The sequence below is a fragment of the Tabrizicola sp. genome (assembly GCF_051645465.1).
Lineage (GTDB): Bacteria > Pseudomonadota > Alphaproteobacteria > Rhodobacterales > Rhodobacteraceae > Tabrizicola.
On sequence record NZ_JBOFBI010000299.1, the window covers coordinates 14,060 to 32,258 of the forward strand.

Consider the following 18,199-nt stretch of genomic DNA (forward strand, 5'->3'; position numbering starts at 1 on the left):
GCCGGAGACCGGGTCGTGCGAAGTGCGTCAAAGGCCGGGATCCAGCGCGCCGTTGATCCGCCAGGAACCGGTTTTGGCGACAAAAGTCCGCCTGTTACTGGCGGTTGGCCACTGTCGTGGCAGCAAGCGAGCAATGGTAGGGGTGGCTGGCGGAAGCGGTGGGATTCGAACCCACGGTACGGTTCCCCGTACGCTAGTTTTCAAGACTAGAGCCTTAAACCACTCGGCCACACTTCCATACCAACCGCCCGCCGCCACTCACTGCCAGTCGGCGCGGCGGGAGGTCGGGGGCGGCCCCAGGGCAAAGCCCAGGGCCACATGTCGTAACCACATTCCGGCGTCCTCGTCCAGCGCTGACGAAACGGACAGCAATAAGCCGTCATCCGAACACAAGACACCGTCAGTAGGTGCCCAGGACCGTGCAGCTACAAAATATGACCGTTTGGCGGGCGATTTCCGCTGATCGTGACCAGATTGGCATGCCTCCGCCCTTCCCACGGCCGCAGCAAGGCAGTATGATCATGCGGAAGGCAGGCGGAACTGTGGTCAAAAAGGCGGGCAACGCCTCGGGGTAATGGCCCATACCACAGGTGGTTCATTTAGAAAGCACGGCAACCAGACCGTGTGGCACCGAGGGCGGAAGATGGCAAGAGCGGTAGTCCGGGGTATTGTTTTCGGATTGGCAACGACGGGTCTCCTCGTCGGTTGCGTCGACGGCAGCGGCACGGGGGGGTCGGCAGAAGGCCCGGGCCTCGCCGCCCCGGCGTCCAAGAAGGCGGGCGGCAACCGCGAGGTCGAAGCACCCGAGGTTTTCCAGGCCACCGACAGCGCGCTTTGGGACGGTCGCCCCTCTCTCGGCGGCATCTGGGTCGCTTCGCCCGAAGTCACGAACCCCGAACGCGTGGTGATGTTCAACCCAGCCACCGGCAAATCGGTCAACGGCGCGCTCTTCCGGCGCGAGCGGGAAAACCCCGGTCCGCGCCTGCAGCTTTCCTCTGACGCTGCCGAAGCGCTTGGCATCCTCGCAGGCCAGCCGACCGAGATCCAGGTGACTGCGGTCAGGAAGGAAGAGGTCGAAGAACCCGCCGCCGCCGAAGAAGCCACTGCAGCGGCCGACACCGATCCGGCCGCCGAACCCGCGGCCGATGGCGACGCGGCAGCAATCGCCTCGGCGGCACTCGATGCCGTCGACGCCGGTGCAGCCGCCCCGGCCGCAGACGCCGCCGCAGTCGCAGCCGAAGGAACCGACGCCGCAGCAGCCGCAGCCCTTGCGGCTGGCACGGCTCTGGCCGTTGACGAAAAGCCCAAGCGCAAGACCTGGAAAGAACGCCGGGCCGAGGCGAAGGCCGCCCGCGAGGCGAAGAAGAAGGCCGCCGCCGAAGCAAAAGCCGCCGAAGAAGCCGCCGCCGCCGGAATCATGGTCGAAGGCGAAGCCCCGACCGCAACGGCCGACACGGCTGGCGTCGCTGCAATCGAATCCGCCCCTCTCGATGCCCGAAGCGCCGAACCGGCAACGGAAGCCTCCGGGAACGAACCGGCCAAGGCCACCGCCGCAGCCGAGCCAGAGGTCCCGCCGACGGCGGCAGCAGGCGCCAGGCCAATCCAGGTCGCCTCGTTCTCCAAGGAAGACAACGCCAAGCGCGCCGCCGAGGCTCTGGCCAAGATCGGCATCACCGCGACCCCGCAGAAGTCCGAGCGGAACGGCAAGGCGGTCTGGGGTGTCGTCGTGATGGGCGATGACGCCATGCTGAAAAAGATCAAGGACGCCGGTTTCGCCGACGCCTATTTCCTGACCTGACCTCTCCGGAAGCCCGCCCATGATCCACCGCCTGCGCACCGCCCTGATCCTTGTCGCCCTGGCGCTCGCCGCCCTGCCCGCCCGCGCCTTCGAGACGTCGGCAAGTGCTGCCTGGGTCTACGACATGACCACCGGCACCGTGCTCATGGACAAGAACGCCGACCAGCCGCTTCCCCCGGCCTCGATGTCGAAGCTCATGACGATCAACATGCTCTTCGAAGCGCTGCGCGACGGCCGCGTCACGATGGAGACCGAGTTCGCCGTCTCCACCCGCGCGAAAGCCATGGGCGGCTCGACCATGTTCCTGCAGGAAACCGACCGCCCCACGGTCAGCGACCTGATCCACGGCATGATCGTGAACTCCGGAAATGACGCCTGCGTCGTCGTGGCCGAAGGGCTTGCCGGGACCGAAGAGGCCTTCTCGGCGCAGATGACCGAACGTGGCCGCGCGCTTGGAATGACCAATTCGGTCTTCCTGAACTCAAGCGGTTGGCCCGCCCCCGGCCACCAGATGTCGATGCGCGATCTTGGCATCCTCGCCCAGCACCTGATCGAGGATTTCCCCGAATACTACCCGGTCTTTGCCGAGACCGAGTTCAGTTACAAAGACCGCGCGCCCGAAAACCGCTTCAACCGCAACCCCCTTCTCGATCTCGGCATCGGTGCCGACGGGCTGAAGACCGGCCACACGCAAGAGGCCGGCTACGGCCTTGTCGGCAGCGCCAAGCAGGGCGACCGCCGCATCATCTTCGTCATCACCGGCCTCGCCTCCGATGAGGCCCGCGCCGATGAGGCCGAGCGGATCGTCGGCTGGGCCTTCCGGCAGTTCTCGGAAAAGACCGTGGCCAAGTCAGGCACCCGCGTGGCCGAAGCCGAAGTCCACCTCGGCGACGCCGACACCGTGGGCCTCGTCCCAGCCGAGGACATCAGCCTTCTGGTCCCCGCCCTCGTCCAGGACCAGATGACCGCCGAGGTCGTCTACAACGGCCCCCTCCTCGCCCCCGTCATCAAGGGCTCCCCCGTGGCCGAGCTTATCGTTCACGTCCCCGACCTGCCCGACCGCCGCGTTCCGCTCGTGGCCGAAAGCGATGTCGGCACCGCGGGGTTCCTGAAACGCCTCACCACCGCCGGCTGGTCCCTTTACGGCCGCTACATCGGGTCCCCGGCCAGCTGAATGCCCGGCCTTTTCCTCAGCTTCGAAGGCATCGACGGCTCCGGCAAGTCGACGCAAGCCCGCCGTCTGGCCGATACGCTCCGCGCCAAGGGCCACACTGTCACCCTCACCCGCGAACCCGGCGGCAGCCCCGGCGCCGAGGAAATCCGCCGCCTCGTCCGAGAAGGCGCCACCGACCGCTGGTCCCCCGAGACCGAGATCCTCCTCTTCACCGCCGCCCGCCGCGACCACCTGGAAAAGACCATCCGCCCCGCCCTTCAGCGCGGCGAGATCGTCATCACCGACCGCTTCGCCGATTCCACCCGCGTCTTCCAGGGCGTGACCCGAGGCGACCTCACCGCCACAGTCGACCGCCTGCACGACCTGATGATCGGCATCGAGCCCGACCTGACCCTCCTCATCGACCTCGACCCCGCCCTAGGCCTCTCCCGCGCCACCGCCCGCGCGGGGAAGGAACTGCGGTTCGAGGACATGGGGCTGGCGTTTCAGGAAAAGGCCCGGGAGGGGTTTCTGGCGCTGGCTAGGGCGCAACCCCGGTTCCGGGTGATCGACGGCGATGCTAAGCCGGAAATGGTCGCGGAACGGGTCTGGGAAACGGTCGTGGCGCGTCTCAGGACCGCGTGACAGCGAAATGCCGCGCTGTAGCAATCAGTGTTTCAGCTTTGGCGTGCGCGCCGCCATGCTCCGGGTCCTTCACCATTTGACCGTGAGAACGTCCGCGTGAAATGGCTCTGGTCTGCGAACCCGCAGTCAAGGGCGATAGCCGCAAGGTCGCGTTGCGAGGCCAGCAGCAGATCCTTTGCCAGCGCGATCCGGCGTATCTGCAGCCAATTATGAGGGGTCGTACCGACGGACGTCTTGAACGCCCTCGAGAAATGGGCCAGCGACAGACCACATTTGTCGGCAATATCCTGCAGCGAAATCGACTTCGACAGGTTTGCGGCAATGAACTCCTTGGCGCGGCTCTCCTGCCAGGGCGCCAATCCACCCTGGCGCAGCACTGACTTTGCCATCCCGCCATAGGCTTGCGCAAAATGGGCGGCAAGGCCCAGCATGACGTGATCCTGCAATAGCCGCGCAGACTGTCCGGGCGCGGCGAGGGCATCCAGAATGTAGTCCTGCAGACGGCTGACGATGGGATCATGCGTTCTCCACCCATCCGGCGCGGTAAGCGTGGAGATCGGTCGCGCCCCGGCATCCTCGGCGATCTCGTCGAGGGCCAGTTTCGGGATATGGAACATCAGAGTATCGACCGCATGGGTCAACCTGCCATGTGGCTCCTCGCCAAGATCGAAAATACTCAGCGTCGCGCGCGGCGCCGATTCCGCGGGGGTGTATTTCCCGTCGACCCAGAAATCATGGGCGGGATGCGCCCGCAGCTGGAACAGGATGACATGGGCGTCGTCGGCGGGCATGCCAGCGATCAACCCGTCCTCGACGTTGCTCGGGGCAAAGCGCGTGACGCTTAGCGCCGCATTGCGGGTCGGCGTAACCAGCCGGGGGCCATCACCGGGGAAACGGGGGCCGGGCAGCTTCGTGTTCTTTTTGCTGGCGAAAGCCATGCATGCCGTCCTTTTGGTGGATGTTTGATATCCAGAGGTGCAGAACGGGCGCTGCGCACGTCTTAGCACGCATCCACCGGCAGCGTTGGCTTGATGTTGCGTTGCTATCCTGTCGGCACCTCTCCGCTTGGCCCACGGGTGCCCAAGGACATTATTGGTCCGGGAAGCAACCGTTGCGTGGGAACGGGCAGCGCAGGTTTCCCCGCGCTGTCCTTGATCGCTCAGGCACTAATGCCGGGGCCCAGAATTTTGCTGCCAAACGTCTCTGCCAGCGCCACAAAAGCATCCGGGCTCAGGCCCGCGAGGTTCGAGAACAGCTTTTCGATGCCGCCGGGCGTGAACATCGTCCGCATCCGCGCCGGTTTGCCGGAAAGATTGGCCCAGGTGTGCGCCGTCCCTGCCGGGATGACGACAATTGTGCCTGCAGACCCCTCGAACCGATCGTCGCCGTTCACGAAGGTAATGACACCCTCAAGCACGACGAAAACCTCCTCCTCGACGTGGGAATGCAGCGGCGGGCCCGCCTCTGGTGCGATATCATGCTCCATGATCGTATAGCGACCACCCACCATGTCGGAAGGGATCCGGACTGTCGCGCTTTCGCCAGGGACAACGTCGAACCATACCCCGTCTTCCGGTCGGGCAACGACTGCGCCGTTGAGTGCGCCGCCCGTCGCCGCCCGGTTCGATGATCGTAAGTCCTGAGTGTTCATAATGAGTTCTTTCCATTGTCGTGTCTGTGCGGGTCTGAAGATGTGACGTCGCAAGACATCCAATCGGCCCTCACGAGGCCCCGATCATCGGCACCTCTTGTGCTGGTTTAGACGTGAGGGTCCCAGATTGATTGACGAATCCGAGCTTCCTTGGACCGATCATGCGGTTCTCTGCACCACCTGATTGATGGGCTGCTGCTCGTTTTCGGGATATGATGAGGGACGTAGAGTACGGGCGGCAAATGGCACATCCCGTAAGCCCTCGCGCCTTCCCACAAACTCCCCCAGAAACCCCTAACAAATCCTTACCGCCCACCTAACCCTCTGAAATCCCTTACCCCACCCCCTTGTCCCACCGTGGGACACCTCACCTGCCCCCTTTACGGCCCCCGCCCGGCGCGGCATACCCCTCCCATGGCCGAGCCCCTCCCCGAACCCGACCGCCTCGAAGGCGCGCCCCACCCAAGGGAGACCGGCACGCTTTTCGGCCATGCCGGGCCGGAAGCCGAGTTCCTTGCGGCCTTCACCTCCAGCCGCCTCCACCACGCCTGGATGCTCACCGGACTGAAGGGCGTTGGCAAAGCCACCCTCGCCTGGCGCCTCGCCCGGTTCCTGCTCGCCACCCCGGAAGACGACGGCGGAATGTTCGCGGCCCCACCGCCAACCACCGTTGACGTCCCTCCCGACCATCCCATCGCCCGCCGCCTCCTCCAGCTGGCCGAGCCCAGGAACTTCCTCCTCCGCCGCGGCCCCAACGAAAAGGAAACCGCCCTATCCCAGACCATCTCGGTCGACGAGGTCCGCCGGATGAAATCGTTCTTCACCCTCTCCGCCACCGACGGCGGCCGCCGCACCGCGATCGTCGACAGCCTTGACGAGATGAACACCGCCGCCGCCAACGCGCTTCTGAAACTTCTCGAAGAACCGCCAGAGAAAGTCACCTTTTTCCTGATCGCCCACCAGCCCGCCCGGCTCCTCCCCACCATCCGCTCCCGCTGCCGCGAGCTCCGTCTTGCCCCCCTAAGCCCGCAGGACCTCGCCGACGCCCTGACCCAGGCCGGCGGCGAGATCGCCCCCGAAGACCGCACCGCACTCGCCGAGCTTTCCGGCGGCTCGGTCGGTGAGGCCTTCCGCATGACGAACCTCGAAGGCCTCAAGCTCTACACCGCCCTCACCCGCCTCTTCTCCACCCTGCCCCGCCTCGACCGCCCGCAAGCCCTGGCCCTCGCCGACCTCGCCGCCGCAAAGGGCGCCACCGAGACCTTCGACCTCCTCGTCACCCTGATCGACCTCTTCCTCGCCCGCCTCGCCCGCCATGGTGCCACCGGCGATATCCCACCCGAAGCGGCCCCCAACGAGGCCCAGCTTCTCGCCCGCCTCTCCCCCCACCCCCATGCCGCCCGCGCCTGGGCCGAGCTTGCCCAGACCCTCTCCGCCCGCGCCCGGCGCGGCAAGGCGGTCAACCTTGACCCTGCGGCGCTTCTGATGGATATCCTCCTGAAGGTCGACGAGACGGCGGGTTCCCTCGCCCAAAGGTAGCCCCGCATGCCCTCCTCCCTCCCGGATCTCGTCGACAGCCACTGCCACCTCGACTTCCCCGATCTTGTTGGAGAAATCCCCCAGATCATTGCCCGCGCCGCAGCCGCCGGGGTTACCCGGATGGTTACCATCTGCACCCGGCTCAAGAACGAACCCAAGGTCCGCGCAATCGCCGAGGCCTACCCCGAGGTCTTCTACGCCGCCGGCACCCACCCGATGAGTGCCGCCGAAGAACCCCTTGCAAGTGTGGAGGAACTTGTCACCCTCACCCGCCATCCCCGGATGGTCGGGATCGGCGAGACGGGCCTCGACTACCACTACACGGTAGACTCGAAAGCCATCCAGCAAACCTCGCTACGCATCCATATCGAAGCCGCACAAGAGACCGGCCTCCCCCTCATCATCCACGCCCGCGACGCCGATCATGACATGGAGGCGATCCTGGCCGAAGGCATGGCGAAGCGGCCCTTTACCTGCGTGATGCACTGCTTCTCCTCCGGTCCCCGCCTCGCGGAAGCAACGCTGGAGATGGGCTTCACACTCTCGATCTCCGGCATCGCCGCCTTCCCCAAAAGCCAGGACCTCCGCGACATCTTCGCGAAAGCCCCGCTCGACCGGCTGATCCTGGAGACCGACAGCCCCTACCTCGCGCCGCCGCCGTTCAGAGGCAAGCGGAACGAACCGGCCTATGTCGCCCATACGGCCCGCGCCCTCGCCCCCCTCTTCGGGCTAAGCCTTGAGGCCTTCGCCGCGCAAACCACCGCCAATTTCGACCGCCTCTTCCCCCGCGTGAGAGGAGCAGCCTGATGGCCCGGCTGCGGTTCACCATCCTCGGCTGCGGCTCGTCGGGGGGTGTGCCCCGCATCGGCAATCTCTGGGGTGCCTGCGATCCGGCCAACCCCAAGAACCGCCGGACGCGCTGCTCGCTTCTGATCGAACGGCTGTCCGAAGCCGGTACCACCCGCGTCCTGATCGACACCTCGCCCGACATGCGCGAACAGCTCCTCAGGGCCGACGTCGCAGCGCTCGACGCGGTCGTCTATACCCACAACCACGCCGACCACGTACATGGGCTGGACGACCTGCGGCAGATCGTCATCCACAACCGCCGCCGCCTGCCCGTCTGGGCCGATCCGCCGACACAAGAGGCACTGTTCGCACGGTTCGGCTATGCCTTCGTCCAGCCGGAGGGCTCGTCCTATCCGTCGATCTGCGACATGCACACGATCAAGGGGCCTTTCACCATTGACGGTGACGGCGGCGAAATCAGCCTTACGCCGTTCCGGGTCGAGCATGGCGATATCGAAGCCCTGGGGTTCCGCATCAGGAATGTCGCCTATCTGCCTGATGTATCAGCCGTTCCAGACGACGCTCTGCCTGCGCTTCAGGGGCTCGACCTCTGGATCCTGGACGCGCTCCGCCGTCACCCGCATCCAACGCACTTTCACCTGGCCGAGGCCCTGGACTGGATTGCGCGGATGCAACCCCGCGCGGCAATCCTCACGAACATGCACAACGACCTCGACCATGCGACGGTCGAAGCGGAAACGCCCGACAACGTAGCTGCCGCCTATGACGGGCTTGTCGTCGAGATCGAGGACTGACATGCAGGCCCTGATCGAGGTGATCCTGCCGGTCTTTCTCGTGATGGCCGCAGGATACGGGGCAACACGCGCCGGGTGGTTGCAGTCCGAGGCGATCGACGGTCTGATGCGCTTTGCGCAAGGGGTCGCCGTGCCTTGCGTCCTGTTCCTTGGCGTGGCGCAACTGGACCTTGCCCGCGACATTCAGCTTGAGCCCTTCCTGGCCTTCTACACTGGGGCCTTTGCCTGCTTCATCCTGGGCTGCCTCGGCGCGCGGTTCCTCTTTGGCCGTCCAGGCCCGGATTGCGTGGCAATCGGTTTCGCCTGCCTCTTCTCCAACACTCTGCTCCTTGGTCTGCCAATCACCGAACGGGCCTATGGACCTGACGCCCTGACCACGAATTACGCCCTTATCGCGCTTCATTCGCCGCTGATGTACGCGTTCGGCATCACCGCGATGGAGGTCGTGAAGTCCCGTGGCCTGGGCCTGGCCATGCCGCGCGTCCTGCGGCAGATCGGTCTGGGCCTGGTGACCAATCCGCTGATCATCGGGATCACAGCCGGTTTCGCGGTCAACATCTTTCAGCTGCCCGTGCCTGGTGTGGCCTGGGACGCCGTCACGATGATCGGCACGGCCGGCATTCCCGCCTCGCTCTTCGGGCTGGGCGGCGTCCTCACCCGCTACCGGCCCGATGGCGACCTCCGGATTGTCGCGATGGTGACCGGTTTGTCGCTGATCCTGCACCCGGCGATCACCTACGGGCTTGGTCAAGGAGCACTGGGGCTGACGACGCCAGAGCTTCGCTCTGCCACCCTGACGGGTGCCATGCCGCCCGGTATCAACGCCTATCTTTTCGCCAACATGTATGGCGTCGGAAAGAAAGTCGCCGCGACCTCGGTCCTGATTGGAACTGTCCTTGCAGTGGTGACCGCCTGGTTCTGGCTGGGCGTCCTGCCTTAAGGCCACCGCTCCTCGATGGTCTTCGACCACTCGTCGCTGCACCCTTGCGAGGAGGAGACGAAGTCGAACGACGAGCCGCCCCCTACCGCCCCGTCACACCCCGCAGCCGATCCGACCGGCGCCGCAAAAGCTCCACCGTCGCCAGCAGCAGGACCGAGATCACCACCAGGATCGTTGCCACCGACAGGATCGCCGGGTTGATCGCGTCCCGCATCCCGGTGAACATCTGGCGCGGGATTGTCTTCTGCTCGGGTCCCCAGATGAACAGAACCGCCACCACCTCGTCGAACGAGGTGACAAAGGCAAAGAGCGCACCCGAGATGATTCCAGGCAGGATCAGCGGCATAATGACCCGAAAAAAGACCGTCTGCTGGTTAGCCCCCATCGACTGCGCCGCGCGGATAAGGGACTGGTCAAAGCCCGATAGCGTCGCAGTAACCGTTATGACGACGAAAGGAATGCCCAGCACCGCATGGGCCATTATCGCCCCCAGATAGGAATTCACCAAGCAGCCCTTGTCTGACAAGAACGTCCCGACCGCCGCACCAAGCGAGTTGTCCAGCGGCACACAGGCCTGAGCGAAGAAAAAGCTCATCCCCACCGCCACGATGATAATCGGCACAATCATCGGGCTGATCAACAGCGCCATGATCAGCCGCCGATTGGGCATTTCGGGTCGGGAAAGCCCCAGCGCCGCGATAGTGCCAAGGGTAGTCGCCAGGATCGTCGCCCAGAGCCCAACCCAAAGCGAGTTCTTCGCCGCGACTACCCAGGTCGACCGCTCCCACACAGTCCACCACCAGTCACTATCGCGTGGCGCCTCGGCGGTCGGGTGGCCGAACGTCAGTAGCGTGTCATACCACCGCAGAGAGTAGCCTTCGGGATCGAAAGACAGCATTTTCGGCGTGAAGGTAAAGTACGGCTCGGCGTTGAACGAAAGCGGGATCACGATCAGCACAGGTGCGATCAGGAAGACGAAGACCAGCGCGCAGATCACCAGATAGGTATAGTGCCAGACGCGTTCCAGCGGCGAAGCATAGGTGGGAAGGGCCATGGTCTTCTCCTTACCCGAGCTTCAGCCGGTCGATGCCGATCAGCCGGTCATAAAGCCAGTACAGCATCAGGATCGCGACCAGCAGCATCGCGGCGATGGCGGCGGCCAATGACCAGTTCGACTTCGTCATGTGGAAGCTGATCAGGTTGGAAATCAGCTGGCCATCTGCCCCGCCGACCAGTGCCGGGGTGATGTAGTAGCCCACCGCCAGGATGAAGACGAGAAGCGAGCCAGCGGCGATTCCGGGCAGGGTCTGCGGCAGATAGACCCGGCGGAACGTGGTCCAGCTCGTTGCGCCGAGGGACCGGGCGGCGCGGGCGTATGACGGCGGGATAACCCGCATCACTGAATAGAGCGGCAGGATCATGAACGGCAAAAGCACATGCGTCATCGCGACGATCGTGCCGGTCATGTTGTACATCATCGACAGCCGGCCCCCGTCGCTGATCAGGCCAAGGCCGACCAGCAGGTCGTTGACCACCCCCTGCTCCTGCAGAAGCGCGATCCAGGCCGACGTGCGGACAAGAAGCGAAGTCCAGAACGGCAAGAGGACAAGTATCATCAGCAGCGAGGACTTCGACATCGGCAGCGTCGCCAGCAGATGCGAGACCGGAAAGGCCAGCAGAAGGCAGATCACCGTGATGAGGCCCGAGATCAGGAAGGTCTTGAAGAAGAGGTAGAGGTAGATCCGCTCGTTGTCCTCGCCCCGTGCCCAGCCATCATCGCCAAGCTTCATGTCCGAGGCGACCTTGTAGAACTCGGCCGTGTAGACGTGGCTTGCCGAGGCCATCCCGCGCCAAAGCGCGGGCATGGCCCATTCGGCGTCCACCGCGATCAGCGCCTCCTTGTAGGGCGGCTGCAGGTCCTTGGCCGCACGGGCCCCGCCCTTGAAAAGCGAGATCGTACCGGGGACGGAATAGTTGATGCGGGTGCCCGCGATGCCGGTTGTCCGCTGTTCCTGCATCCGGGCCAGGTCCTGCACCAGTGCTGCATAGGCCGCTTCCGGTGGGTTGGCGGGGTCGAAGCCACGGTTCTCCTGGAACCAGGCGACCAGCGCCGGGGCCGAGTTCGCGAAACCGTCATGCTCGAAGGACCGCTTCAGCATATAGCCGATGGGCACCAGAAACGTCAGCAGGACGAAAAGCAGGAGCGGCAGCACCAGAAGGAACGCGCGGCGCTTGGCACGGACCTGGGCTGCGGCCAGGGCTGCCTTCAGCGGTCGGCCGTCAGCCGTTTTGAGAAGTTCGGGGGTGGCCTCGGCCATGCCTGCCTCGACGGTAAGGGGCCGGGCGCGAACACCGCGCCCGGCCGGTCTTGATTACTGCGACAGCCAGGCCTGGAAGCGCTCGTTCAGCTCTGCGTCATGGTCGACCCAGAACGTGGCCGAGGTTTCCAGCGCATTCCCAAGGTTTTCCGGAGCCGTCGGCAGGTGCGGCGCCATCACGGTCTTGCCATCCTTGAAGATCAGCTCTTCCTTCATCGAGGACTTGCGGGCCGGACCATACGAGATGTTCTGCGCCTGCGCGCGCAGCCCCTCGGTCGAGGTCGCGTACTTGATGAACTCCATCGCCAGATCCTTGTTCGGCGCGCCCTTCGGCACGACGTACATTTCGTTCTCGTAGATCTGGCCGTCCCACACGATGGTGAACGGTTTACCTTCGCCGATCGCCGCGTTGAAGATACGGCCGTTATAGGCGGTGGTCATGACCACTTCGCCGTCCGCCAGAAGCTGCGGCGGCTGGGCACCCGCTTCCCACCAGACAACTTCCGACTTGATCGTGTCGAGCTTGGCGAAGGCACGGTCCACGCCTTCCGGCGTGTCTAGGACCGCGTAGATTTCGCCGACCGGAACGCCATCGGCGATCAGCGCGAATTCCAGAACGGCCTTGGCGCCCTTCTTCAGGCCGCGCTTGCCGGGGAATTTCGTCAGATCGAAGAAGTCGGCGGCAGTCTTCGGTACGTTGTCGCCCGTCAGCTTCGAGCTGTCATAGGCGAATACGTTCGACCAGATGTCGGTCGAGACACCGCACTCAGTGACCGCACCGGGAAGGAAATCCTCGGTCGCGGGCGTGCCATCGGTGCCAGCCGGCAGGGTGGACGCATCGATCGGCTCAAGCATGCCTTCGTCGCACAGGCGGATCGCGTCGGCATATTCGACCGAAGCGACGTCAACGGTGACGTTCCCCGCTTCGACCATCGCCTTGATCGCCGGGGCCGGGTTGTCGCTGTCGACCATGACAGCCGCATTTCCGGTCGCCGCTGCCCAAGGCTTCACATGGGCTTCCGTCTGGGCTTCGCCGTAGGCGCCGCCCCAGGACATGACCGTCACGTCAGCATTCGCCGCAAAGGCGAAGCTGACCAGAGCGGTCGTAAGGATGAGGGTCTTCTTCATGTTATCACTCCCTGTTTCGGTTTACTGGTCACTGGCCGGTTGCCCGGCCCTTCATCAAGGGTCCAGCGCGCGGGCATCCTGGGGATGCCAGCCCACCTTGATCTTCTGGCCGGGCTCCAGCTTAGTCTGCCCCAGCGTGTTGCGCATCTTCATCACGAAGTCGTCAGACCCCGCGACTTTCAGGACCGCGCGCAGGATGTCGCCCATATAGATGACCTCGATCACCTCGGCGTCGATCGTGTGGGCGCCCGCGGGCATCATCTCGGGCTTGAACTCCACCCGTTCGGGGCGGATCGAGACCAGCGTCTGCCCGCCCTTCTCCCGCGCCTGAACGGCAGTGGCGTCGATGAGTTCCCCGGTCGTCAGACGCACCAGCGCCTTGTCGCCGTTCAGCTGCTCGATCACGCCGAGGAGCTTGTTGTTCTCGCCGATGAACTGGGCGACGAAGCTGTTGTCGGGCCGTTCATAAAGGTCGGACGGGGGCGCAAGCTGCTGGATGCGGCCATCGTTGAAGACAGCAATCCGGTCGGACATCGTCAGCGCCTCGCCCTGATCGTGGGTGACGTAGACGACCGTGATCCCCAGCGATTCATGCAGATGCTTGATCTCGAACTGCATATGCTCCCGCAGCTGCTTGTCCAACGCACCCAGAGGCTCGTCCATCAGCACAAGCTTCGGGTCAAAAACCAAAGCCCGCGCCAGGGCGATCCGCTGCTGCTGGCCACCCGAAAGCTGGGCCGGGCGGCGGTTCGCGAAGGCGCCCATCTGCACCATGTCCAAAGCCCGCTTGATCTTCGCATCGCGCTCGGACTTGCCCATGCCGCGAACTTCCAGTGGAAAGGCCAGATTCTCGCCCACTGTCATGTGCGGGAAGAGCGCATAGTTCTGGAACACCATCCCGATCCCGCGCTTGTGCGGCGGGACCTGGTTGATCGGCTTGCCATCGAGCCTGATCTCGCCATGGGTCGCGGTCTCGAACCCCGCGAGCATCATCAGACAGGTCGTCTTGCCCGACCCCGAGGGCCCGAGCATGGTCAGAAACTCACCCTTCGCAATCGAAAGGTTCAGGTCCTTCACGACCAGACTGACGCCGTCATAACTTTTCTGAACATGCTCAAACGCGACGAAGGCGTCGTTTCGGGGCTCAACCGTCACCCGTGTCTCCCTGATGGCTCGGGCGCTTTGCGCCTTCTGTTGAAGTCCGACTAAACCGAAACGCCCGCGCCATTGCAATGCTATTTCGCCCAAGGACCCGACAATCCCCATTTGCGGGAAAATCGGGCAGGAAAGCGGCCTCTGAGAAGTCGATTGGGCGGAATATCGGGCGATGCCGGGAAGGTTTCCAAAGCTCCTGCGGCGTTGGCACCACAAAGGCGAAGGGGGCGAGGGGGTTTCGTTCCCGCGCCCTGCGCTTTGCCCGTCAGACCGTGGTGCCGATGCAGATCTCCTGTCAGGGCGCCGTCCGACGGCCCCGTCTCTGCCGCACCAAAACAACCAGAATGACTGGCACGATGACACTCGCAACCAAGGCGAACCCCGCCCAACCCTGATCGGGGAACAAGACCATGCCCATGCGGCGGTCGGGTGCCAGGGTGAACAGGCCCGGAACGATGATGCCAAAGACGTAAAGCGTCCGCATCATGCTGCTATGCGCTGCAGTCCGGCCAGCGCGGGCATGGCGGACACCGTCCCAAAGACCTAAAAGCGTCAGCACCGAAAGCACATGAATTACCGAGAACGGCCCGATTGTGCGGGTCTCGTTGATCCAGAACGAACTTACAGCAGTCAGCGCCATGGCCAACACCCAGACGCGACCCAGAACGCGGTGCCAGACATCCCGACTGCGCCTTAGCAAAACGATCGGCCCCAGCAACACAGCAAGCAAAGCAGCGGCAACATGCAGCTGGATGATGGGCGGGGCGTCCAACAGGGGCGTCAGCGTCAATGTAAGTCTCCTCGTAATGTCAGCCCGCTTTGCGGCGGCTTTCCAGCATGTTACGCCCGGTCCAATTGCCGGGCCGTGCCCTCCGATCAACCGGCCTTTCGTGAACGACGGATCCGCTTCGTGACCGACCACCCTTTGCCATTCGCGCTACGTGAACTGCGGGCGCATTTCCGTCGCCCCGTCGTGGTCGCGGCGCTGGCGGGAATCGCGGTCGTACTCGCCGTTGCCGGGCCGTTTGAGGCGCTGCAGCGCATCCCCTTCCTTGGGCGACTGGGCTATTGGGTGGCGGTTGTCGTGGCCACCTATGGGGTGGGGTTTTTCGTAAGCGGCCTGGTCCACTTCGTGATGCGAGAGAGAGCGCCGGTGCTGCGTGGCGCGCTCTCGGTTCTGGCCATGAGCCTGGCCGTCACCCCGCTCCTCATTTTGCTGAACGGTGGCGTCGGCATGTGGCCGGATACATTCAGCGAGGTGGCCTCCAGCTTTCTCATCGTGCTGGCCGTGTCGGCGGCGATGGAAACGGTCGGCGCAGTGGCCGAGGCAGAGCACCCGCCTGCAGAAGCTCGGACGCCAGCAATCCTGGACAGGCTGCCGCTGGAAAAGCGCGGGGCACTCGTGTCCCTTTCGGCGCAAGATCACTACGTCGACGTGGTGACGACAAAAGGACGCGAGATGCTGCTGATGCGGCTTGGCGATGCGATCCGCGAGACCGCTGGCGTGGCAGGGCTGCAGGTGCACCGGGCGCACTGGGTGGCGCGCGACCAGATCGCACGGGTCGACAAACGCGGCGATGCGGCGGTTATCGTGATGCGGAACGGCACGGAAATTCCGGTCAGCCGGTCGGGGACAAAGGTTGTGCAGGACGCGGGCCTCTTGCCGTCGCGCAAGGCCGGGCGGTCGTGAAGGCCTTGGAGTGGACGCAAATCACGGGTCTCACGCGCCACCCCGAAACACCGGCCGCGATCAAGGATCACGTCACCACAAAGGCGAAGGGCGCGAGGGTTTTGCCCCCGCGCCCTTTGCTTTGCCCGTCGGACCATGGTGCGGATGAAAAGACTCGAACTTTCACTCCGGTTAAGGAACAGCGACCTCAACGCTGCGCGTCTACCAATTCCGCCACATCCGCACGTGGTCCGGCTCGGACGCCAGCTATCTAGCGGCAGTCGCGCAGGAAGAAAAGGGGCATTTTGTCAGCCCGGCTCTCCGCGGGATTTACGCAGCAGGCCGTCAAGGACACGCAGCTCGTCCGCAGTCATGTGCCCCAACTGCCGCTTGTGAAGTGCAATCATCGGTTCATCAAGCTCGGCCAGAAGCGCCTCTCCACGCTCGGTCAGCGCGACCCGAACGACCCGACGATCCTGCCGATCGTTCGCGCGGGCCAGCAGGCCATCGCGCTCCAGCCGGTCGAGCAGCCGGGTCACGTCTGCCCTGGGGTCAGTCATCTGCTCGCCGATGCGCGAGACGGGCAACCCGCCTGGGCCCCCGCGGCGGATGGCACGCAAGGCGTTGTATTGTTTACCCGAAAGGCCATGCGGATCCAGAAGGTCGGTCACCATCTGGCTCAGAACCTGGGCCGTCCGGATCAGGTTCAGATAGGCTTGCTGCTCCGGGACGAACGTACCGGTCTCCGCCACCACCAGTTCGGGTGTCTTGAACGGGTCCACTCCATTCCTCCTCAAGTAAATGTTAATAACGAATATCGTTGTAAACGATTATCGTTCCCTTGCCTGAGAATCCCTGAAAGCCTCCAGGCCGCTTGTCAACCTCTAGAGAGGAGACCGCCATGCTCGACGCCAATCGTCCGATCGCCAGCAAAGCACCGGAAACCGCCGGAACCACCGCCCGCTACCATGTCCTTGTCAGGTGGACGCATTGGCTCATGGCGGTCTGCTTCCTCTTCATGTGGGCCTCAGGGTATTGGATGCGGAACCAAATGCCATCCGACTCTCCCGCGCAGGAGACCCTTTACGACCTGCACAAGTCGGTCGGCGTCACGCTCATAGCCCTTCTGGCCATCCGGCTTTGCGCGCGGTGGCTATCTCAGGTTCCCGAACTTCCGTCGGCGATCCACCAGAGCGAGCGTCGTCTGGCCCTGATGGGGCATATGGGGCTCTATGTCCTGATCCTGTTCGGCCTGGTGACAGGCTGGGCGCTGACCGACTTCGGCGGCCACGGCGTCTCATGGTTCGGTGTAGCGATGCCGCAGGTCTTTCCCGTTCGAGAGCAGCTATTCGGCCTGACGCTTGATCCCCTTGCCAGCACAATCCATGCCTGGATTACCTATGGCCTCCTGGCCCTCGTCGCTGTCCACGTTCTGGCCGTGGTCAAGCATTGGCGGCGCGACCGCATCGATCTTCTGCCACGCATCGCGCTGAGGAAAAACGAAAGGAAGCCATAGGTCAGCCGTAAGACACGACCTCGATCTCGACCCCGTTCGTCTCCTGGAAGTAGAACCGTCGGCCCGGCTCATAGTCCGCATGGTTCCCCGGCACGAATCCCGCCCGCTTGACCCGCTCCTCGGTGGCGTCGAGGTCGTCCACGACAACGCCGATGTGATTGAGCCCGCCTTGCCTGCCGTAGTTGTCTTCCCTCGGCGACTCGGTCTTACCCGGACTGTAAAGCGCCACATAGGACGAACCGTCCCCCACATGCACCGACCGTCCGTTGCCCATCGCCGCGCCGGACCAGCGGACCTTCCAGTCGAAAAGCTCACATAGCGTCGCAGCCAGCGCATCCGGGTCCGCCACCGTGATATTCACGTGTTCAAGTCTTGTCATCTCGTCCTCCTTCCGGCCGCGACCTTCCGCGCGCCATTGCCAATGCCGAATCCCTGTGTAATTTCTCAAGTTAACTTGAGATCAAGGGGAATCGCGCCATGCCCCAGGGCCTGACCATCGGCGACCTTGCCGACCGCTCCGGCCTCGCCGTGTCGGCCATCCGCTTTTACGAAACCCACGGCATCGTCCTGCCGCTCCGCAACCAGGGTGGCCACCGGCGCTATGGCAAGGCCGACCTCCGCCGCCTCTCCTTTGCGCTGATCGCCCAGCGGCTCGGTTTTCCCCTGGCCGAGATCGCCCGCCATCTCGCCGCCCTGCCCGCCGACCGCGCCCCGGACCGGCAGGACTGGGAACGGATCGCGACCGGCTTCCGCATCCAGATCGACCAGCGCATCGCAGCGCTCCAGCAGCTTTCCGACAAGCTTGACGGCTGCATCGGCTGCGGCTGTCTGTCCCTCGACAAATGCAGCCTCTATAACCCCGCTGACCGGGCCGCCCGCAAGGGCATCGGCCCGCGCTACCTGATGGGCGACGGCCCCGAGGACACCGATGGTTGAATGGACCCACATCCCCGGGCTCGCCCCCTACGCCGAGACGCTTGCCGCCATGGAAGCGCGGGCCGAGGCGATCGCCCGTGGCGAGGCGGATGAGGCGATCTGGCTTCTGGAACACCCGCCGCTCTACACCGCCGGAACCTCGGCCAA

The 18,199-nt window shown here is 64.3% G+C and carries 19 protein-coding genes, 2 tRNA genes and 1 pseudogene; 11 read left to right on the forward strand and 11 right to left on the reverse strand.

Annotation, left to right across the window (positions count from 1 at the left end):
• Positions 1-147 precede the first annotated feature (147 nt).
• Positions 148-237: transfer RNA gene (locus tag ACRCSW_RS19310), tRNA-Ser, on the reverse strand.
• 406 nt (positions 238-643) lie between these two features.
• On the opposite strand from ACRCSW_RS19310, the gene ACRCSW_RS19315 reads away from it, so the two are divergent.
• From ACRCSW_RS19315 to tmk, 3 genes are read left to right on the forward strand one after another with little or no spacing between them, the layout of a single operon-like run.
• Positions 644-1,798 (forward strand): SPOR domain-containing protein, encoded by a 1,155-nt coding sequence (locus tag ACRCSW_RS19315; protein ID WP_438707279.1) that lies wholly within the window; start codon positions 644-646, stop codon positions 1,796-1,798.
• A 19-nt stretch (positions 1,799-1,817) separates the two neighbouring features.
• Entirely contained in the window at positions 1,818-2,972 is a 1,155-nt protein-coding gene (locus ACRCSW_RS19320) for a D-alanyl-D-alanine carboxypeptidase family protein (protein ID WP_438707280.1), read from the forward strand.
• Complete coding sequence (tmk, locus tag ACRCSW_RS19325; protein WP_438707281.1) at positions 2,973-3,596, forward strand: dTMP kinase; 624 nt, start codon at positions 2,973-2,975, stop codon at positions 3,594-3,596.
• A gap of 32 nt (positions 3,597-3,628) precedes the next feature.
• Here the strand turns inward: tmk and ACRCSW_RS19330 are convergent, their stop codons facing one another.
• Both ACRCSW_RS19330 and ACRCSW_RS19335 read right to left on the reverse strand, forming a co-directional pair.
• A complete protein-coding gene (locus ACRCSW_RS19330) occupies positions 3,629-4,534 on the reverse strand; it encodes a helix-turn-helix domain-containing protein (RefSeq protein WP_438707282.1) in 906 nt (301 codons plus the stop codon).
• A 221-nt stretch (positions 4,535-4,755) separates the two neighbouring features.
• On the reverse strand, positions 4,756-5,247 hold the full coding sequence (locus ACRCSW_RS19335; RefSeq protein ID WP_438707283.1) for a cupin domain-containing protein: 492 nt from the start codon (positions 5,245-5,247) through the stop codon (positions 4,756-4,758).
• A 414-nt stretch (positions 5,248-5,661) separates the two neighbouring features.
• Between ACRCSW_RS19335 and ACRCSW_RS19340 the strand changes: the two genes are divergently transcribed.
• From ACRCSW_RS19340 to ACRCSW_RS19355, 4 genes are read left to right on the forward strand one after another with little or no spacing between them, the layout of a single operon-like run.
• Positions 5,662-6,786 (forward strand): DNA polymerase III subunit delta', encoded by a 1,125-nt coding sequence (locus ACRCSW_RS19340; RefSeq protein WP_438707284.1) that lies wholly within the window; start codon positions 5,662-5,664, stop codon positions 6,784-6,786.
• 6 nt (positions 6,787-6,792) lie between these two features.
• On the forward strand, positions 6,793-7,593 hold the full coding sequence (locus ACRCSW_RS19345) for a TatD family hydrolase (RefSeq protein ID WP_438707285.1): 801 nt from the start codon (positions 6,793-6,795) through the stop codon (positions 7,591-7,593).
• Positions 7,593-8,390, forward strand: coding sequence for an MBL fold metallo-hydrolase (locus tag ACRCSW_RS19350; RefSeq protein ID WP_438707286.1), 798 nt, complete (start codon positions 7,593-7,595; stop codon positions 8,388-8,390). Before ACRCSW_RS19345 ends, ACRCSW_RS19350 begins: the two co-directional genes overlap by 1 nt.
• Before the next feature lies 1 nt (position 8,391).
• A complete protein-coding gene (locus ACRCSW_RS19355) occupies positions 8,392-9,330 on the forward strand; it encodes an AEC family transporter (protein ID WP_438707287.1) in 939 nt (312 codons plus the stop codon).
• Between the two features lie 82 nt (positions 9,331-9,412).
• Here the strand turns inward: ACRCSW_RS19355 and ACRCSW_RS19360 are convergent, their stop codons facing one another.
• The 5 genes from ACRCSW_RS19360 to ACRCSW_RS19380 form a co-directional block, all read right to left on the reverse strand.
• Positions 9,413-10,384: an ABC transporter permease gene (locus ACRCSW_RS19360; RefSeq protein ID WP_438707288.1), complete on the reverse strand. Its 972-nt coding sequence runs from the start codon at positions 10,382-10,384 to the stop codon at positions 9,413-9,415.
• Positions 10,385-10,394: 10 nt separating this feature from the next.
• Complete coding sequence (locus ACRCSW_RS19365) at positions 10,395-11,648, reverse strand: ABC transporter permease (RefSeq protein WP_438707289.1); 1,254 nt, start codon at positions 11,646-11,648, stop codon at positions 10,395-10,397.
• A 54-nt stretch (positions 11,649-11,702) separates the two neighbouring features.
• Entirely contained in the window at positions 11,703-12,776 is a 1,074-nt protein-coding gene (locus ACRCSW_RS19370; protein WP_438707290.1) for an ABC transporter substrate-binding protein, read from the reverse strand.
• Between the two features lie 54 nt (positions 12,777-12,830).
• Positions 12,831-13,931: an ABC transporter ATP-binding protein gene (locus tag ACRCSW_RS19375; protein ID WP_438707291.1), complete on the reverse strand. Its 1,101-nt coding sequence runs from the start codon at positions 13,929-13,931 to the stop codon at positions 12,831-12,833.
• Between the two features lie 295 nt (positions 13,932-14,226).
• Positions 14,227-14,721 (reverse strand): DUF2306 domain-containing protein, encoded by a 495-nt coding sequence (locus ACRCSW_RS19380; RefSeq protein WP_438707292.1) that lies wholly within the window; start codon positions 14,719-14,721, stop codon positions 14,227-14,229.
• 120 nt (positions 14,722-14,841) lie between these two features.
• Between ACRCSW_RS19380 and ACRCSW_RS19385 the strand changes: the two genes are divergently transcribed.
• Positions 14,842-15,621 (forward strand): LytTR family DNA-binding domain-containing protein, encoded by a 780-nt coding sequence (locus tag ACRCSW_RS19385; protein ID WP_438707293.1) that lies wholly within the window; start codon positions 14,842-14,844, stop codon positions 15,619-15,621.
• A 136-nt stretch (positions 15,622-15,757) separates the two neighbouring features.
• Here the strand turns inward: ACRCSW_RS19385 and ACRCSW_RS19390 are convergent.
• Positions 15,758-15,844, reverse strand: a tRNA-Leu gene (locus ACRCSW_RS19390).
• A gap of 64 nt (positions 15,845-15,908) precedes the next feature.
• A complete protein-coding gene (locus ACRCSW_RS19395) occupies positions 15,909-16,382 on the reverse strand; it encodes a MarR family winged helix-turn-helix transcriptional regulator (RefSeq protein ID WP_438707294.1) in 474 nt (157 codons plus the stop codon).
• A gap of 119 nt (positions 16,383-16,501) precedes the next feature.
• Between ACRCSW_RS19395 and ACRCSW_RS19400 the strand changes: the two genes are divergently transcribed.
• Positions 16,502-17,116: a cytochrome b gene (locus tag ACRCSW_RS19400; RefSeq protein ID WP_438707295.1), complete on the forward strand. Its 615-nt coding sequence runs from the start codon at positions 16,502-16,504 to the stop codon at positions 17,114-17,116.
• Position 17,117: 1 nt separating this feature from the next.
• On the opposite strand, the gene ACRCSW_RS19405 is transcribed toward ACRCSW_RS19400, so the two are convergent.
• Complete coding sequence (locus ACRCSW_RS19405; protein ID WP_438707296.1) at positions 17,118-17,495, reverse strand: VOC family protein; 378 nt, start codon at positions 17,493-17,495, stop codon at positions 17,118-17,120.
• A 98-nt stretch (positions 17,496-17,593) separates the two neighbouring features.
• On the opposite strand from ACRCSW_RS19405, the gene soxR reads away from it, so the two are divergent.
• Both soxR and ACRCSW_RS19415 read left to right on the forward strand, forming a co-directional pair.
• Positions 17,594-18,052: a redox-sensitive transcriptional activator SoxR gene (soxR, locus tag ACRCSW_RS19410; protein WP_438707297.1), complete on the forward strand. Its 459-nt coding sequence runs from the start codon at positions 17,594-17,596 to the stop codon at positions 18,050-18,052.
• Positions 18,045-18,199, forward strand: a pseudogene (locus ACRCSW_RS19415) (lipoyl(octanoyl) transferase LipB); the annotation flags it as partial. The gene soxR and the pseudogene ACRCSW_RS19415, both read left to right, overlap by 8 nt.

Bases quoted from the DNA above. Each gene is read 5' to 3' on its own strand.
- ACRCSW_RS19340 (WP_438707284.1), top strand. From the start codon at position 5,662: ATGGCCGAGCCCCTCCCCGAACCCGACCGCCTCGAAGGCGCGCCCCAC.
- ACRCSW_RS19360 (WP_438707288.1), bottom strand. From the start codon at position 10,384: ATGGCCCTTCCCACCTATGCTTCGCCGCTGGAACGCGTCTGGCACTAT.
- tmk (WP_438707281.1), top strand. From the start codon at position 2,973: ATGCCCGGCCTTTTCCTCAGCTTCGAAGGCATCGACGGCTCCGGCAAG.
- soxR (WP_438707297.1), top strand. From the start codon at position 17,594: ATGCCCCAGGGCCTGACCATCGGCGACCTTGCCGACCGCTCCGGCCTC.
- ACRCSW_RS19405 (WP_438707296.1), bottom strand. From the start codon at position 17,495: ATGACAAGACTTGAACACGTGAATATCACGGTGGCGGACCCGGATGCG.
- ACRCSW_RS19400 (WP_438707295.1), top strand. From the start codon at position 16,502: ATGCTCGACGCCAATCGTCCGATCGCCAGCAAAGCACCGGAAACCGCC.
- ACRCSW_RS19320 (WP_438707280.1), top strand. From the start codon at position 1,818: ATGATCCACCGCCTGCGCACCGCCCTGATCCTTGTCGCCCTGGCGCTC.
- ACRCSW_RS19330 (WP_438707282.1), bottom strand. From the start codon at position 4,534: ATGGCTTTCGCCAGCAAAAAGAACACGAAGCTGCCCGGCCCCCGTTTC.
- ACRCSW_RS19355 (WP_438707287.1), top strand. From the start codon at position 8,392: ATGCAGGCCCTGATCGAGGTGATCCTGCCGGTCTTTCTCGTGATGGCC.
- ACRCSW_RS19370 (WP_438707290.1), bottom strand. From the start codon at position 12,776: ATGAAGAAGACCCTCATCCTTACGACCGCTCTGGTCAGCTTCGCCTTT.
- ACRCSW_RS19335 (WP_438707283.1), bottom strand. From the start codon at position 5,247: ATGAACACTCAGGACTTACGATCATCGAACCGGGCGGCGACGGGCGGC.
- ACRCSW_RS19350 (WP_438707286.1), top strand. From the start codon at position 7,593: ATGGCCCGGCTGCGGTTCACCATCCTCGGCTGCGGCTCGTCGGGGGGT.
- ACRCSW_RS19315 (WP_438707279.1), top strand. From the start codon at position 644: ATGGCAAGAGCGGTAGTCCGGGGTATTGTTTTCGGATTGGCAACGACG.
- ACRCSW_RS19345 (WP_438707285.1), top strand. From the start codon at position 6,793: ATGCCCTCCTCCCTCCCGGATCTCGTCGACAGCCACTGCCACCTCGAC.
- ACRCSW_RS19365 (WP_438707289.1), bottom strand. From the start codon at position 11,648: ATGGCCGAGGCCACCCCCGAACTTCTCAAAACGGCTGACGGCCGACCG.